This is a genomic window from Bacillus sp. HMA207, assembly GCF_003402455.1.
Classification (GTDB): Bacteria; Bacillota; Bacilli; order Bacillales; family Bacillaceae_G; genus Bacillus_A; species Bacillus_A cereus.
Map to the genome: position 1 here is coordinate 71631 of NZ_BEZT01000004.1, position 17532 is coordinate 89162.

Sequence of the window (17532 nt, forward strand, 5' to 3'; positions counted from 1 at the left end):
CGAGGAAAATAAAAAAAGACGCTATATCAGTAGCGTCTTTGCTCATTTCATTAATGTCCACCGTGTCCTTGACCACTTTCCTGAGCAATTTCTAACCTCTCATCTAGTATTCCTTGTGTTTCAAATGAAATATCACTCGTACTTCCTAATAAGAAACCGTGATTATATGGTCCAATTGTTGGATCATCTTTGAACTTCGGCTGAATGCTTGCAAGAAAGTCATACACTGGTTGTGAAGCTTTACCTTCTTCTAATAATACAACAGGTGCATGTTTACCCATATGTGAAAAAGGTGCCCCAGCAACTGCTAAATCTGGTGTTTTATTTGAAACAAATGATAAACCGTGACCACCTTTTGTGAATCCCCAGCCAAATTTTGTTTTTTCATCTTTAAATTTAGCGAACGCAATCGAGTTTTCTGTAGGGGTCTCTCCACTAATACGCGTTACTTTCCCGTATTTGCTTAGCTCTTTTTCTACTTCTTTTGAAACAATTTTTTCTGGCCCTAATACATATATATTTGCTTTATCTTTTCTCATTTTTAGTGCCTCTATTGTCGCTTCTGGCACTTTATTCTTTTCTGTATAGAGTAGTGGTTCCGGCATATGAGAAATCCAATTTACAGCGGGGGTTGTATATAAACGTCCTTCTTCTGCAGACGAACCGATAATAACACTATTTGGGTAGCTTCCTGTTATATCGGCATACTCCTTATCAACATCCTTCGCAAATATAGCTGGGTCCGTTTCTTTTATTTGTTTTACTTTATAACCTTTTAATTGTTCAAGCGCGCTAGTACCTACATCTCCCATCACCATAATTTGTGTTCCATCTTTCGTTCCGATTGGATTTAATCGTTTTATTTCTTTTAACGTCATTTCCGGTATCTTTTCTTTTTCTATAAATAAAATCGGCCCGTTATTCGGATGATGAATAAGATCTGCACTCGCAATACCTAATTGCCACTCGCTTGCTGGTACTAAAATAACAGCACCTGGCTGGTTCTCCTTATGAGTTGCTGGCCATATCGTTTGCGAAGTTAATACTGCCATTTGCGAAGGATCATTTGTGTTTAATCTCGTTACATTTTTTAAACTTGTCGTTAATAAATCATTAGATGCACCTTGGTTCATTTCTTTTGGCGCCGTTACCTCCTGATTCATTTTCATTTCCTTTTGTTCTGTTTTCTTCTCTTTTGTAGATTCATGGTTTTTATGGTCTGTATTCGTTTGTCCGCATGCAGCAAGACCAACTGCTGTAATTATTGTTATCCCAAAAATTCGGGTCATTTTTTTCACTATACCGCCTCCGTATTAATCATTTTTGAGCCAATATGATTACCTAAAATGTAATTTCAACTCCACAATAACAAGCAATTCTGAAGAAATTATGCAGACACATCATAATCTGCACCATTTCTTCATGATTTTGCATTACACTTTAAGTAACGATTATAAATATGGAGGGCTCTCTATGATTGATATACTGCTCGTAGACGATGAACCGAGAATGCTTGAATTATTAACGCTTTATCTTACACCAATTGGATATAACTGCGTATGTGCGACTTCAGGAGAAGAAGCTATTTTACATATAGAAAATCGAAACTTTAAATTTGTTTTACTCGATATTATGATGCCAAAGATGGACGGATGGGAAACGTGCAAAAAAATCCGATCTTTTAGTAACATTCCTATTATTATGGTTACAGCTCGTGATCAAACAGTAGATGTCGTTCAAGGATTAAAAATTGGAGCCGATGATTACGTAACGAAACCTTTCCATGAAGAAGAACTTTTCGCAAGAATTGAAGCCGTTTTAAGACGTACAAATGAACATAAACAAATCCAATATCACGGTATTGTATGGGATGAAACAAAACACTTCGTTTCTGTCCATAATGAAGAACTCCTTCTCACACCAATTGAATTTTCTTTACTCGGATTATTTTTACGCCATGTGAACTACGTATTAAACCGTGATCAGCTCATCGAACGAATTTGGGGATTAAACACAAATACAGAAGATCGCACAGTCGATTCACATATTCGTAATTTACGTGATAAATTGCGAAAAGCAAATTTTCCTATTGATCATCATTTAAAAACCGTGTATGGAATAGGTTATCGATGGATTGATACTGAACAGTAAGGGGCAAAACGATGAAACGAATTTCAATTCAATTCGGATTTTATTTTTTAATTGTTACACTTTTAATTGAAAGTGTTCTCTTTATTTTGCTCTATTATAGTCTTGTAAACACTAGAGTAAATGAAGAAATGACAGCTTTATTAAAGCGAGGAAATAGTCATCGAGATGTACTTGAAAAATATTACGATGAGCAAACCATCTCTCACGTAGCATTAATGGAATCTGAAGCTGAAACAACTGTCGTTATTACAAATGCAAATAAAGAAATACTAGCTAAATCTAACGAAATAAACACGACTATAAACGATCATATTAGTAAAATGCAAACTCGAACAGACCATAATGGAGCGATTATAGAAAATCATTGGAAAACATCTAATTATATATGTACAGTTAGCCCCATTGTAGTAGATGGAAAACATGAAGGCTATGTGTACATGTTTCTTGGAACAGAATCAATTGAAAAGTTAGTTAATGGATTAACGAAACAATTCATTATTGCTGGTGCCATCACATTTCTACTCACAGTCATCACAATTTTCCTATTATCACGTTTATTAACAAAACCATTGTTACACATGAAACATGCAACTGAAAAAATGAGTAAAGGCGATTTGTCCGTTTCGTTAACGACTACTCGTAATGATGAAATTGGTGAACTGGCATCATCTATTCAAACGCTCGCAAATGATTTGCATTATATGAAAACAGAGCGAAGTGAATTTCTAGCAAGTGTTGCTCACGAATTACGAACACCGTTAACATACGTAAGAGGTTATGCTGACATTGCTTTAAAAGAAAGCACCCCTTCTGAACAACGTTTGCGATATTTATCAATTATAAAAGATGAGTCTGATTACATTACAAACTTAGTTCAAGATTTATTTTCACTTGCACAAATGGAACAACATAACTTTTCTATTCAAGTAAAGGAAGTGCATTTACACACCTTCCTTACGCGTATATGTGAAAAAGTAAACGCCATGTATAAAGAAAGGTACAGTAAAGTTTCTTTCTCTTGTCCTCCTACACTGCTAGTAAACTTAGATGAACAACGATTCGAACAAGTTGTGGTGAATATTTTAAATAACGCTTATAGACATTCAAAAGAGCATTCTCATATAAACATTTCTGTTACAGAAGAACATAAACATATTTCCATTGCAATTGAAGATGAAGGCGAAGGTATTCCACCTGAAGACCTCCCTCACATTTTTGACCGCTTTTACCGTGTCGATAAAGCAAGATCACGAGCTACAGGTGGAACTGGTTTAGGACTATCTATCGTGAAAGAAATTGTAGAGCTACACGGCGGGACGATTACTGTCACGAGTGAAGTTGATCATGGATCTTGTTTTATCATTTCATTACCATCTGTAAAGAAACACGACTACCATCAGTAGTCGTGTTTCTTTATCCCGCATTAACGGGCAGTAAGACCCCTACATCAAAATTCAGCGGAAGCAAAGAAGTTAGGTGGGGGATCAACTGCCCGTAAAAGCCCGATTGGTTCAACTAATAATCAGTGGGAGATGAACAAAACCCCCACTGATTAAAGTTTCACTTTATCATTTTACTTTATAATATAAATTTACAAATTGCCCAAAACGTTTCGTATCCGTCAAAGTTAAATTAATTTCTGGGTTCTTGTCTTGAAATAACGGAACTCCAGAACCTAATATATGCGGTGTAATCGTAACAACATATTCATCAATTAGATTATTCTTAAAGAATTCTCTCAGTAGCTCTCCTCCACCAACCATCCATATTTTAGATCCTTCTTTTGCTTTTAACCTTTTTGTAAACTCCACTACATCTTCATTTACAAACTCTACGTTTCCGTCTGAACCTTTTTCTGAACGAGAAAAAACATAACATGATTTATCTAAGTACGGGAATGTTTCCGTATGCTCTACTACATAGTCGTACGTTTTCTTTCCCATAATTATTGTATCAATTGTTTCATACATTTCTGTATAACCGTTATCTCCCTCTCCTTCTGTTTCCATTAACCACTCTAAATCATCATTTTCTTTCGCAATATATCCATCTAAGCTCGCCGCAATAAATAAAACTATTTCACGTGACATATCTTTTCCTCCTTGCATCTCATCTTGATAACATATGATGTAAACAATATACTAACAATAAAACATGACAATTTATGTCATGTTAAAAAGAAAAAAGGTGATACATTTGTCAAAAGCTAAACGCTTATTAGATATTCTTATATTTGCTTCTGCCAAAAAGACATTTACAGCGCAAGAAATAGCTGATGAATTTAATATCTCCGTTCGTACTGTCCATAGATACATTTTAGATTTAAGTGATATGGGGTTGCCCATTTACGCAGAACAAGGTCGTAACGGCGGCTATAAAGTATTAACGAATAGAGTAATTCCGCCTATTTTATTTACGGAAGAAGAAGCAGTCTCTATCTTTTTTGCTTTTCAATCTTTAAGTTACTATCGCGACTTACCTTTTAACACAGAAATCAATTCCGTTACACATAAACTGTATAGCTCCCTACAACATGATGCAAAAACGAAAGTTGATAAAATACGTTCTTACATCGCTTTTTGGAATCCTAAGCGCACAATTGATACACCTCTTTTAAACGAAGTGTTAACCGCGGCTATTGAAAATAAAAATTTACACTTTCAATACGAATCTAAATCGGGGTTAAAAACAAAACACGTTCATCCTATCGGTGTATATGCTCATGACGGGCTATGGTATTTACCGTCCTATGACTTCAGTAGAAAAAAAGTATTACTGTATCGCATCGATCGTATTCTTTCCATATTATCAACGGAAGAAAATGAGGATACATTCATGAATTTAGAAGAGTGGTTTGCCTCTAACTCTAACGTAGTACACATCCCTACTCAGTTACATGTTTTACTGACAACAGAAGGCGTACGCCAATGTAAAAGCGTCCCTTATCTTGAGGAATTCGTTATAATAAACGAGGATGGGACAGGATATATAAATTCAACAATTGATAAAGGAGAAATCAATTTTATTACCCCTTTATTTTATAGACTCGGAAAAGATGCAAAAGTTTTAGAACCGACAGAATTGATAGATGGTTTACGTATGCGTGCGAAAGAAGTTTTAAGTATGTATGAAGACTAAAAAGGCGTAAGAGAAATTCTCTTACGCCTTTTTAGTGTGCAGTATTTTCTCTATCTCTTCTTTTAACAACGTCTTTATTTCTTCCAAATTATGATTCTTCTTTTCTCCCGATTGTACCGTATAAAACTCAGCAAATGAACGCTCTTTATATCTTGGTACAACATGCATATGATAGTGCGTAAGTTCATTAAAGATTCCACCATTTTGACAAATCGTAATTCCGTCAGGTTTATATAATACCTTAATCGCTTTTGCAATCAGCTTAGAAGCATCCATAATGGATTTTGCTACAACATCATCTAATTCGTCTACTTCTACAACATGTTGCTTTGGCACAATTAAAGTATGTCCTGTATAGAAAGGTTCATGATCTAAAAAACATGTTACATAGTCATCTTCATATATTTTATATATTTTTTCCTCTTCGTTTGCTAATTTACAACCTAAACATTCCATCATACTTTCTCCCTTTATTAAAAACATAAAAACGTGAGAGCCGTATTCTCACGTTTTTATGTTTCATTTTATCCCGCATTAACGGGCAGTAAGATCCCTATCTCAAAATTCTGCTGTAAAGCAAAGAAGTGAAATAGGAGATCAACTGCCCGTAAAAGCCCGATTGGTTCAACTAGTAATCAGTGGGGGATAAACACTCCCACTGATTACAGTTTCACTTTATTAATTCAATTGTTTCCGTAACCTTTATACTATCTTTTACAGATTGAACAATCGTACAATTTTTCACTGCAAGTTGCAGCGCCTTGTCCAGCTGCTCTTCTGTAATGTTTTCTGCTTTAATTTTATAGTGCAAATGAACACTTTCAACTGGCTTCGATAAAGCTTCACTTCTACCAATTTCAGTTTCGATTGTAAACGTATCATATGTAATACGTTTCTTTTCTAAAATTGTTCGAAAGACAATTGCACTACATCCTGCGATAGAAGAAATGAGTAATTGTAACGGTGAATACCCGTTTTCTTTTCCAATCGCTAATTGACCATACGATAAATCTGCTTCTATATCATCGTGTTTGATTGTTAGTTTCATTTGTTTTTTCCATCTCCACTTTCATCGGTTTCTGCCGTTTCTTACTAATATAATAATATATATAGCAGAAAATGATAAATGGAATACCACAGTATAACGCCATTCTTTGTTCAGGAATAAACGCTAAACTAATAACAACAATGCTATTTGTAATTAAGGCTAAAATCGGGACAATTGGGTATAGTGGTGTTCTATACTTTAAGTCCTCTAACTTTCCTCCGCCTTTTATATACTGACTTCTAAAGCGAAGTTGCGATAGAGCAATAATGATCCAACTTGAAACAGCCGATAAACCAGCTATAGATAATAAGTACATGTATACTGTATCTTCTGCAAGGAAACTTGTGAATAAAGAAAGGCCAGCTACAGCAATCGTTACAACTAGCGCTGTAATTGGAATACCACGCTTATTTACTTTCTGGAAGGAAGTTGGTGCCATTCCTTCATTTGCAAGTGACCATAGTATACGCGTCGCTGCATATAATCCAGAGTTCGCTACAGATAATAACGCAGTAATAATAACGAAGTTCATAATATCAGCTGCGTATGGAATACCAATTTTATCAAATACGACTACGAATGGACTTTCAATTACGCCTGCTTCTTTCCAAGAAATTAATCCTACTAAAATCGTCATTGTTAAAATGAAGAATAACATAATGCGCCATACTGTATTACGGATCGCACGTGGAATTGTTTTTTCTGGATTTTCACTTTCTCCCGCTGCAATCCCGATTAACTCTGTTCCTTGGAACGAGAAGTTAACTGTAATCATTGTAAGTAATACAGCAGCTAGTCCATTCGGGAATAATCCACCATCACTTACAAAGTTAGAGAAAAGAGGTGCTGCTTCTTTTCCGTCATATGATATAAACCCTAATAATGCACTACCACCAAGAACAACAAATGCAAGAATTGTAATTACTTTAATACTAGAGAACCAAAATTCTAATTCAGCATAACTTTTCGCCGAAATTGCGTTTGAAGCATATAAAATAACGCCGAATACAAGGCACCATACCCAAACATCAACATTCGGAAACCATCTTTTCATCATTAAACCGATTGACGTTAATTCTAATCCTACTGTTACTGCCCAGCCAAGCCAATATAGCCAGCCAATCATAAAGCCTGTTCCTGGTCCAATAAACTTCGTCGCATACTTTTGGAAAGAACCTGAAACTGGCATTGCTACCGTTAACTCTCCAAGACAAAGCATTGTTAAATACATAATAAATCCGCCTACTAAATATGAAAGGATGGCTCCCCCTGGTCCAGCCTGATTAATGGTGTAACCTGAACCTAAGAAAAAACCAGTTCCGATTACACCACCTAGTGCGATCATAAATAAATGTCTACTCTTCATCGTACGATGTAATTTCTCATTCGTTGGTTGCTGCATCTAAATCCTCCCCCTACCAATACCCCTATATCTTGTTAAAATTTTCTGATAATAAAAATATACACGAAAGCGATTACATTTTCTATATAAAATTAAAACTTTTCTGATAAAATAATATAAAAAATCGAATTATTGCAAGATTTAGATTCTATTTAGAGGAAAATAAGGAGAAACAAGGAAAAAACCCTTACATATATTGTAAGAGTCAACGGAGTTCTAACCTTCTCGATAAAATTGATAAACTATAATTTACGATAAAATACATACAAGCTACTACTATAAACGTTGGAATCGTATAATTCACATTTTGTCCGCTAATAATTTGAGCATTATGCATAAGCTCTGGCAGTGATATAACGACTGCTAGTGATGTATCTTTCAGCAATGAAATAAACTGACTAACAAGCGGCGGGACCATTCTTCTTAATGCTTGCGGTAAAATAATATGCCAAAGTGCTTGAACATACGTTAATCCTGAAGATCTTGCGGCCTCAATCTGTCCTTTTTCAATAGATAATAGGCCACTTCGAACAATTTCAGATATCATTGCTGCTTCAAATATTGTTAAAGCAACAATTACAGCTGTTATAATTTCTAATTTCAATCCTGCTTCTGGAAGTGCAAAATACGTGAAAAATATAATTAAAAGTAGTGGTAAGTTTCGAATCACTTCAACGACAATTCCTAATATTTGTGAGACGACAGGGATTTTCATGTAGCGCAATATTCCTATTACGCTACCAATAATAAAACTAAGTATAATTGCTACGAGCGCTACCTCTAACGTTATAAGTAATCCTTTTAATAAAAAGAGAATATGATCTCCTGTAATTGCTCCCTTAAAATCCATTTATACCGCCTCCTTTACTAAGCGTTTTTCTAAATAACGCACTAGCATACTGAGCGGAATTGTTAATATTAAATAAAACATCCCGACAAATATATAGACGTCGAACGTAACAAATGTCTTCGTTGAAATTAAATCTCCTTGATACATTAAATCCGTACCAGCGATAATTCCAAGTATTGAGGAGTTTTTAACTAAATTGAGAAACTGGTTTCCTAAAGGGGGAATTACAATTTTCACAGCTTGGGGTAACACAACATAATACATCGCCTGCACATACGTTAGCCCTGAAGAGCGAGCAGCTTCCATTTGCCCTTTCGCAACTGATAAAATACCAGCGCGAATGACTTCAGCAATAAAAGCTGCCGTATATACGGTAAGCGTAGCTGTTCCTGCTACAAAACCATTTAAAGTAATTCCTACTACAGGTAAAGCGAAATAAAATATAAATGCAATTAATACGAGCGGAATATTTCTTACAAATTCTACAATAGCAGCTCCCAACCAATTTAAAATGCGAATCGGTGCAATACGCATTACCGCCAAAATTACTCCTAAAATAAAGCTTCCTATTAATGCAATTACACTAGACATCACTGTATATTTAAAGCCCTCTAAATACATATCAATGTTATTCGTTAGTATAGAAAAATCAGGCACATATTCTCCCCTCTTTCTTTACAAGAAGAGGATGAGCATCCCTCATCCTCTTACTCTTCAATAAGAATAAAGCCCCACTAATTAGAGTTTCACTTTACTTCTCTTGTTTTTGACCAATCCATTTCTCATACAATTTATCGTATTCTCCATTCGCTTTCATATCTTTTAGTAAGCTATTAATCTCTTTCGTCAAATCATCTGCACCTTTTTGCACTGCAATTCCGTATGGTTCATCCGTAAAAATTTTCCCTACAACTTCATAATTTGAATCTTGTTTTGCCATGCCGTAAAGAATTGCATTATCTGTCGTTAAAACATCACCTTTTCCTGCTTTTAACGCCGTAAATGCCTCACTGTAATTTTCAAATTCTAAAACAGTCGCTTCCGGTGATTTTTGGCGAATGTTATTTGTCGATGTTGAACCTTTTACGGCTAACACTTTCACACCCTTTTTCACATCATCAATACTTTTAATATTGCTCCCTTTTTTCACGAGTAACGACTGCCCTGCTTTAAAATATACATCTGAAAAATCAACCTCTTTTTTACGTTCTTCCGTAATTGTCATTGTTGCGATAATTGCATCAATGTCACCGTTTTTCAGGAGTGGAATACGCGTTTTAGACGTTACTTCTTTTAATTCTAGTTTCTTTTCATCTCCGAGGATTTTTTTCGCAAGCGCCTTTGCAACATCAACATCAAATCCTTCTACCTGCCCTGTGGAAGGGTTTTTCAATCCAAATAAGTTCGTATCATTCTTCACCCCAACTACTAGTTTCCCGCGCTTCTTAATTTGCTCAACGGCCCCGCCTTGCTTCGTATTCGTTTCTTTCGCCTCATCTTTTTTACTTCCGCACCCAGCAACGACAAGTACGAATAAGCATGAAAATACAATTAAGGTGAACAACTTTTTCATTTTAAGCATAAAATTCCTCCTTTAATGATTTAACACTCGACTTAAAAATAAACGTGCTCTTTCTTGTTCAGGACTCGCAAAAAATTGCGCCGGTGTTGTATCCTCAATGATCTCACCATCATCCATAAATAAAATCCGATCAGCTACTTCTCGCGCAAATCCCATTTCATGCGTGACAACGACCATCGTCATCCCTTCTTTAGCTAGCGTTTTCATAACATCAAGTACTTCCCCGATCATCTCTGGATCAAGAGCAGACGTAGGCTCATCAAATAGCATAATTTCCGGCTGCATCGCAAGTCCTCTAGCAATTGCCACCCGTTGCTGTTGTCCTCCGGATAATTGATGCGGATATACGTTAGCCTTCTCCGGGATTCCTACTTTCTCTAAATAAAACATTGCTGTTTTCTCTGCTTCTTCTTTGGAAACTTTATTTACTTTAATCGGTGCTAATGTAATATTTTGAAGAACCGTTTTATGTGGATATAAATAAAAATGTTGAAAGACCATCCCAATATTTCGCCGCAATTCATTCATGTCCGTTTTTTTATTGTGTACCTCTGTATTTTGTACAATTAATTCTCCATCTGTAATTGCCTCTAATTGATTTATACATCGAAGCAATGTACTTTTTCCTGATCCTGAAGGCCCGACAACTACTACCACTTCCCCTTTTTTCACTTGCACATTAATATTTTTCAAAACTTGAAAGTTACCATAATATTTATTTACATTACGAAATTCTATCAACATACTCCCCCTTCCCCTAACAATGCATGTACATTCTTTTTATATTCAAAAATAGTCCCAAAAATAACTTTTAGCTTCAATTTGTCCATAAAAAAAAGCAAAGGGTTTCCCCTTTGCTTCTTCATTTCTATTCTGTTAAGATACTTCTTCTTTCTTATCTTTCCCGTATTCATGCTCCCAAAAATCAGCATTTTTAATTCCTAATGGCCCTGGATCGAATACTGGATCTTTTCCTTCTTTTTTCTGTTTTTCATAATCCTTTAATGCGACTAATGCAGGTTTTTGTAATAGTAAAATCGCAATGATATTTACCCATGCCATAATTCCTACCCCAATGTCGCCTAAAGCCCAAGCTGTTGCTGCTGTTTTTATACAGCCATAGAATACAGCTCCTAAAAATACAAACTTTAGTACCATAGACATCCAAGGACGGTCTTTATCACGATTTAAGTATGCAATATTCGTTTCTGCAATGTAGTAATACGCCATAATTGTTGTAAACGCGAAGAATAATAACGAGATTGCAACGAAACCGTTTCCAAATCCAGGAAAAACAGATTCTACCGCCGCCTGTGTATATCCTGGTCCTGGCTGAGCACCATTTAGTTTATTAACGATAAAGTTTTTTCCGCTTGCATCAAATACGTTATACATGCCTGTAATAATCATCATAAATGCTGTTGCTGAACAAACAAATAATGTATCAATGTAAACGGAAAATGCTTGCACTAAACCTTGCTTAGCTGGATGTGATACTTCGGCTGCTGCTGCTGCGTGTGGTCCAGTCCCTTGTCCTGCTTCATTGGAATAAATACCACGTTTTACCCCCCAAGAGATTGCTAAACCGATAATACCACCGAAAGCAGCTTCTAATGCAAATGCACTTCTTATAATTAACATAAATGCTTCTGGCAATTTTTCAATATTCATAGCAACAATGACGCAAGCTACTAAAATATAGCCTATTGCCATAAACGGTACGACAACTTGCGCTACGTTAACAATTCGCTTTACTCCACCGAAAATGATAAGAGCTAATACGACAACTAATATAGCCCCTGATGCGGTAGTATTAATACCAAAAGCAGTTTCTAAACTTACAGCAATACTATTTGCTTGCACACCTGGTAGTAAAAGCCCCGTTGCAAGAATTGTCGCTGCAACGAATACTAAAGCATACCATTTCACACCTAAACCTTTTTCAATGTAATAAGCAGGTCCACCACGAAATTGTCCTTGATGTTTCGTCTTATATATTTGCGCGAGTGTTGATTCTACATAAGCTGATCCTGCTCCTAAAAAGGCTACTGCCCACATCCAAAATACAGCTCCTGGTCCACCGAATGCAACGGCTGTTGCTACCCCAGCGATATTTCCTGTTCCAACACGTCCTGATAACGAAAGTGCTAACGCTTGGAATGAAGAAACACCAGCCTCTGATTTTTCTCCTTGAAATGTCAGCTTCACCATTTCTCCTACGTGCCTTACTTGTAAAAACTTCGTTCGAATAGAAAAATATAAACCTACTCCTAAACATAAATAAACAAGTGCTGGACTCCAAACAATATTATTTAACCAATTTACGAAAGTTTCCAACATTCCCCCTCCTTCTTTATAAAGAATATTCAGAATATATATAAAATTATAAGTGCATACCGAATCTAGGACAATATTATTTTAATAAAGTAAACATATTTTTGTATAAAAAAACAAAGTATATATTTGTTTTATATACTTTGTTTTGAACTAAATGTATTATATATTCACAATTGCTTCTCTTTTAATAATTCTTTCGTATAGCTCTTCTGATAATTTCAAGAAGTTATCAGGCATATCTTTCCCTTTAAACTTCTTTTGAAGCGTTCCATATAAACCTATATCACGTAAACGTAAAAATAGTGGTAACGATTCATACCAACTATCCGCCAGCCTGTGCTCATACTCATATCCTTTTCGTAACACTTGTAACTGTTTACGAGCAAAATCTGTCTTCTCTTCTGCTGTCCACGGTGTAAATAGAACAGAGTAGTATAAAACCATCGCTAAATCATGTATAAAGTAATTATAAGCAGCATCATCAAAATCAAAGATTGTTAGCTCTTTACCATCATAATGAAAATTACCTTGATGAATATCACCGTGCATAAGACCGAACGTTTCTCTTTCAACTGGAAGAGCCTTAATTTCATCCATTAATACCGCTGCAATCTCTTTCACTTGACCATCTTCTAATTCATTAACAATTCCACTTTCGTCTTCTTCCCACGTATCACGGTAGTCTGTTTTAGGATAATCCATTGTAAGGCGATGCAGTTGCCCAATCGCTTTTCCCCACGCTTCAAAATAAGCATCTCCCCAATAAGGCGATTCTGCTCCTTTTACTTGCTCACCTTTTGCATATATAAATAAAGAAGCGAAAAAGAAAGTCCCATCCTCTGCTACGATTTCTTCTACGAGATTTCGAGACGTTGAATAAAGAGGTCCTGCTACCTTTGCCCCATTCTCCGCAACATATCGTAAAAAATCTAGTTCAGCCTCTACCTCTTGTTTAGAACGATGAGAAGAATGTGTTAAACGTAATACGTAATCTTCATCATTATCACCCTTCGCCTTAAAAATATAATTCTCAAAATCTCCAAGTGGCTTTTCTTCTACTGTTACATGAAACAAATTCGCTGCTCTTTTTAAAATCTCTTTCGTAAAAACACGTTCTACAGCTATTTCCATATATATCCCTCCTATATATCTTCTTAATTCGACACAAATGTTAGAAGTACTGCTATGAAATTGAATAATGCACAAAAGACAATGTAACGTAACCTTCAACCCTCTTTTTAAAAAATAATTCAAGCATAAATTTCTCACAAACGACAAAAATTAACAGAAACAATTGCACTTTAAAAGAGGTGGAAATTATGACAGAGAAAAAAGAACAACAAGAGAGTAAAAAACAAAAGCATATGTTTCCATCACTTCCGGAGAACATTAGTTACATTGAAAATAAACTTTCTCATTCTGATGATATAAAAAAATTAGATCTCCCTTTTCAAAACGGAAAAGGAATAATCTTATATATCGAATCTTTAGCAGATCCAAATCTAATTCATCAGTTAGCTCTTGAGCCTTTATTGACACGGTCAGACTTAGCTATAGATAAAGCTTTTTCTACATTAAATATGAAAAAAGAAACGAATTTAAATTATGGTGTGCAGCTTTTATTACAAGGTAAATCCTTATATTTTCATGAACACGTCGACAGTTTTTGTATTTTCGAAACAGCTCTATCCTTAAAGAGAGATATAGCAGAACCTGATAATGAAGGAATTGTCCGTGGACCGCATACTGGTTTTGTAGAAGACTTAGCAACCAATTTAGCTTCCATTCGCAAACTCATAAAAAGTCCACATGTCGTCATTAAATATTTCACACTTGGTGAAGAAATGCATACGAAAGTGGCAATTGCTTATATGCAAAACATAGCGAATGACGATTTAGTTACAGAGGTAAAAAGAAGGTTAGAAACGATTAAGACAGATGCACTTATGCCTCCAGGATATATACAAGAATTTATAGAGGATACGTCTTTCTCACCATTTCCGCAGCAATTAAATACAGAGCGTCCAGATAGAGTCGCAGCAAATTTAATGGAAGGACGAGTTGCTATTTTATCTGATGGAGATCCAACAGCTCTTATCGTTCCTGTTACATTATTTGCTTTTTACCAATCACCAGATGACTATAATAACCGCTGGATTGTTGGTTCTTTCGTCCGAATGATTCGCCTAGTAAGCTTCTTGATTGCCTTTCTCTTACCAGCTATATATATCGCAACCGTAGCCTTCCATCCTGATGTATTGCCGCTCGAACTTGTGTATACAATTAAAGCTTCATTAGAGAAAGTACCACTTCCTCCTATTTTTGAAGCTCTCTTAATGGAATTAATCTTTGAATTATTACGGGAAGCTGGTATTCGCTTACCAAGCCGAGTTGGACAAACAATCGGTATTGTAGGTGGTTTAGTAATTGGTGATGCGATTGTAAAAGCCGGACTCGTTTCTTACACAATGATTATCGTTGTAGCTTTAACTGCAATCTCATCTTTTCTCGTTCCATCAAACGATATGAGTTCAGCAGTTCGAATTCTTCGTTTTCCATTAATGATTCTTGCTGCTATATTCGGATACGTCGGAATATCATTCGGTCTCATTATAACTTTCGTTCATTTATGTCAATTACATTCATTTCATACGCCATATCTTTCTCCTGTTGCCCCGATGCGGATAAAAGATATGAAAGATTCTTTTGTAAGACTTCCAATTTGGTCGTTTTGGGAACGACCACATGATCCAAAACCGAAAAAAATGCAACGACAACATGTAACGAGAGAGGATGAGGACGGTGACAAACACGCAAAGTAAAATTTCGCTCGTTCAATTTACCTTTTTCGTTATTCAATGCCAAATCGGAGTTGGTATCCTTTCTCTACCTAACCGTCTTCACCCGATAGCAAAAGGTGGCGGATGGATTTCTGCTCTCATCGCCGGGCTTGCAATTCAGCTTATTATTTTACTTATGTGGCTTTTTTTAAAACGATTTCCTGATGCAGATATGTATGAAAGTGTTTGTATGCTATTTGGTAATAAGTTTGGAAAACTATTAGGTTTTGCTTATGTTTTTTATTTTACGCTTATTGGTATGACGGTTATGTTGAATGCTTGTAATGTCATTAAAGTTTGGATATTACAAGCCACTCCTTGGTCTGCCATTCTCATCCTATTTACAATAGCTTGTTGCTATGTAGCCTATAATACATTTAAAGTAATTGTACGATTTTATGTCATGGCTTCTATTCTTATTTTCCCAATGGCACTTTTAATTGGACTTGGGCTCTCACGGGCTGACTTTTCTTATATTTTTCCAATTACAGAAGCTGGATGGTGGAATATTATTCAAGCATCCAAAGAAACAATTACAGCTATGTATGGTTTTGAAATCATTCTTATCGCTTTCCCAAAAGTAAACGGGAGTTCTGTGGCAAAACTGAAGGCAATTTCTATCGCTAACGGATTTGTAACTCTTTTTTATACTTTTACTGTTTGGATTTGCTATATCGTATTTAGCCCAAAACAAATCGAGCTTATTCCAGAACCAGTTGCTTACTTATTACGCTCCTTACATATCGGGATTATAGACCGGACTGATTTACTATTTATACCAATATGGATGATAACAGTTGTGGCTTCTATTGCTAGTTATTATTGCGCTGCTTCAATCGGAGTTGGGCATATATTCAATCTTGCTAATCATAAAAAAGCTGTTCCAATCGTCGGTATTATTGCTTTTAGTGTAGCCTTATTTATAGATACACCTGAAGAATTAAAAGTAATTTCAACTTTCACTGATAAGTTCACGTATATTTTCATCGTTGTCCTCCCTCTTTTATTTCTACTTTATTCAGTAATAAGAAATAAGAAAGGAGAACATTATGTTCCAAAAAAGAGTTAAATTACTTTTTATATTATGTACTAGTTCCCTCCTTTCTGGCTGTTGGGATCAAGAGCCATTAAGAGAAGCCAGATTAGCTTATAGCATTGGTTATGATATTACGGAAGAGAATAAACTTCAGCAAACGCTTGAACTCGTAAAAAGTTCAAGCGGCGAGCAATCTTCATTCGAAAATGAAATACATTCAGCAAACGGGCATAACATAAGGGATACAAGCGATGCCCTAAAAAAAAATGTGACTGGGAATATTCGCTATTTTAAATATGGCGTTCAATTACTCGGAACCAAAATCCTAAAAAAAGGTATATTACCTTATTTAGATGTCAGCTTTCGGGACCCAACAAACCCAACTGCTTTAGTAAAACTTATTGCAGTAGATGGTGAAACATCCGAGATACTAGAAAAAAAGAAAGTAGGAAATTTACTAATTGGAGATTTTCTAAAGAAAAAAGTGAAAAGTTTAGAAGATATGAGTGTGTTTCCAAAAGAAACTTTAGAAACAGCTTCTACAAAAATGTTAGATCCCGGTAAAGACTTTACCCTCCCTTCTATAAAAATAAAAGGAAAAGAAGTGATTACAAACGGTCTAGCTTTATTTAATAATGATAAATTAACTGGGCATTTACCTTTGAAACAATCTGTTTTATTCGTATTATTAACTGGAAAAATGGGAACAAGTGCCCGTATAACCCAAAAGCTTACTAGCGATGAATCAGAGAAAACATCTGATTATTTAACAATGGAAATTAGCAATCGAAAGTTAAAACGCGACTTAAAAATAACAACAGATAAAAAAGGAAATGTTTATGCTCACATTAAGCTCCAACTAAAAGTTATAGCGCTTGAAGCTCCGAGAGATAATCTTTACAAAATGGATGAAAGAAAAAAACTAAATAAAGAATTGTCTACACAACTTACGAAAGAAGCTAAAAAGATAACGAAAAAGTTACAAAAAGCAAACTGTGATGCTTTCGGTATCGGCAGACACCTTATCGCCTATCACCCTGACTTATGGAAGAAGAAAAATTGGAATAAAGATTATGCAAAAGTAAAATTCAAACCTGAGGTAGAGGTAAACATTTTGTACAGTGGTGTCCTAAAATAAAAGGTTGTAT

Annotated in this window: 16 protein-coding genes and 1 pseudogene; 6 read left to right on the forward strand and 11 right to left on the reverse strand. The window is 35.4% G+C overall.

Going from position 1 to position 17532, the window contains the following annotated elements:
• Positions 1–50 precede the first annotated feature (50 nt).
• The gene (locus HMAS_RS24920) at positions 51–1298 is read right to left on the reverse strand and encodes a hypothetical protein (RefSeq protein WP_000738879.1); all 1248 of its coding nucleotides are present in this window, start codon (positions 1296–1298) and stop codon (positions 51–53) included.
• A gap of 175 nt (positions 1299–1473) precedes the next feature.
• Between HMAS_RS24920 and HMAS_RS24925 the strand changes: the two genes are divergently transcribed.
• Together HMAS_RS24925 and HMAS_RS24930 are read left to right on the forward strand one after the other, a co-directional pair.
• Positions 1474–2151 (forward strand): response regulator transcription factor, encoded by a 678-nt coding sequence (locus tag HMAS_RS24925; protein WP_006918011.1) that lies wholly within the window; start codon positions 1474–1476, stop codon positions 2149–2151.
• A gap of 11 nt (positions 2152–2162) precedes the next feature.
• Positions 2163–3554: a sensor histidine kinase gene (locus tag HMAS_RS24930; protein WP_006918010.1), complete on the forward strand. Its 1392-nt coding sequence runs from the start codon at positions 2163–2165 to the stop codon at positions 3552–3554.
• Between the two features lie 165 nt (positions 3555–3719).
• Here HMAS_RS24930 and HMAS_RS24935 read toward each other — a convergent pair whose 3' ends face one another.
• A complete protein-coding gene (locus HMAS_RS24935) occupies positions 3720–4241 on the reverse strand; it encodes a dihydrofolate reductase family protein (RefSeq protein WP_000085783.1) in 522 nt (173 codons plus the stop codon).
• Between the two features lie 64 nt (positions 4242–4305).
• On the opposite strand from HMAS_RS24935, the gene HMAS_RS24940 reads away from it, so the two are divergent.
• Complete coding sequence (locus HMAS_RS24940; protein ID WP_171009799.1) at positions 4306–5289, forward strand: helix-turn-helix transcriptional regulator; 984 nt, start codon at positions 4306–4308, stop codon at positions 5287–5289.
• A gap of 21 nt (positions 5290–5310) precedes the next feature.
• Here HMAS_RS24940 and HMAS_RS24945 read toward each other — a convergent pair whose 3' ends face one another.
• The 9 genes and pseudogenes from HMAS_RS24945 to HMAS_RS24985 all read right to left on the reverse strand — a co-directional run bounded on the left by HMAS_RS24945 (position 5311) and on the right by HMAS_RS24985 (position 13639).
• The gene (locus tag HMAS_RS24945) at positions 5311–5772 is read right to left on the reverse strand and encodes an HIT family protein (RefSeq protein ID WP_162840096.1); all 462 of its coding nucleotides are present in this window, start codon (positions 5770–5772) and stop codon (positions 5311–5313) included.
• Between the two features lie 187 nt (positions 5773–5959).
• On the reverse strand, positions 5960–6337 hold the full coding sequence (locus HMAS_RS24950; RefSeq protein ID WP_000778831.1) for an OsmC family protein: 378 nt from the start codon (positions 6335–6337) through the stop codon (positions 5960–5962).
• On the reverse strand, positions 6312–7739 hold the full coding sequence (locus HMAS_RS24955) for an amino acid permease (protein WP_001187097.1): 1428 nt from the start codon (positions 7737–7739) through the stop codon (positions 6312–6314). The genes HMAS_RS24950 and HMAS_RS24955 overlap by 26 nt, the downstream gene beginning before the upstream one ends.
• Positions 7740–7944: 205 nt before the next feature.
• On the reverse strand, positions 7945–8589 hold the full coding sequence (locus tag HMAS_RS24960) for an amino acid ABC transporter permease (protein ID WP_000345965.1): 645 nt from the start codon (positions 8587–8589) through the stop codon (positions 7945–7947).
• On the reverse strand, positions 8590–9246 hold the full coding sequence (locus HMAS_RS24965) for an amino acid ABC transporter permease (protein ID WP_116345078.1): 657 nt from the start codon (positions 9244–9246) through the stop codon (positions 8590–8592). It abuts the gene before it with no gap.
• A gap of 94 nt (positions 9247–9340) precedes the next feature.
• Positions 9341–10171 carry a glutamine ABC transporter substrate-binding protein GlnH gene (glnH, locus tag HMAS_RS24970; protein ID WP_000916488.1) on the reverse strand — a complete coding sequence of 277 codons (831 nt, stop codon included), beginning with the start codon at positions 10169–10171 and terminating at the stop codon, positions 9341–9343.
• A 12-nt stretch (positions 10172–10183) separates the two neighbouring features.
• A pseudogene (locus tag HMAS_RS24975) lies at positions 10184–11103 on the reverse strand (amino acid ABC transporter ATP-binding protein).
• On the reverse strand, positions 11048–12508 hold the full coding sequence (locus tag HMAS_RS24980; protein ID WP_000447396.1) for an alanine/glycine:cation symporter family protein: 1461 nt from the start codon (positions 12506–12508) through the stop codon (positions 11048–11050). Before HMAS_RS24980 ends, HMAS_RS24975 begins: the two are co-directional and overlap by 56 nt.
• A gap of 159 nt (positions 12509–12667) precedes the next feature.
• On the reverse strand, positions 12668–13639 hold the full coding sequence (locus tag HMAS_RS24985) for a phosphotransferase enzyme family protein (RefSeq protein WP_000401644.1): 972 nt from the start codon (positions 13637–13639) through the stop codon (positions 12668–12670).
• Positions 13640–13827: 188 nt separating this feature from the next.
• Here HMAS_RS24985 and gerKA point away from each other — a divergent pair, with 188 nt between their 5' ends.
• The 3 genes from gerKA to gerKC are packed head-to-tail and all read left to right on the forward strand — an operon-like array spanning position 13828 to position 17522.
• On the forward strand, positions 13828–15330 hold the full coding sequence (gerKA, locus tag HMAS_RS24990; protein ID WP_000136667.1) for a spore germination protein GerKA: 1503 nt from the start codon (positions 13828–13830) through the stop codon (positions 15328–15330).
• A complete protein-coding gene (locus HMAS_RS24995) occupies positions 15311–16417 on the forward strand; it encodes a GerAB/ArcD/ProY family transporter (RefSeq protein WP_000185774.1) in 1107 nt (368 codons plus the stop codon). The genes gerKA and HMAS_RS24995 overlap by 20 nt, the downstream gene beginning before the upstream one ends.
• Positions 16398–17522, forward strand: a complete 1125-nt coding sequence (gene gerKC / locus HMAS_RS25000; protein WP_000486849.1) for a spore germination protein GerKC — start codon at positions 16398–16400, stop codon at positions 17520–17522. The genes HMAS_RS24995 and gerKC overlap by 20 nt, the downstream gene beginning before the upstream one ends.
• Positions 17523–17532: the final 10 nt, after the last annotated feature.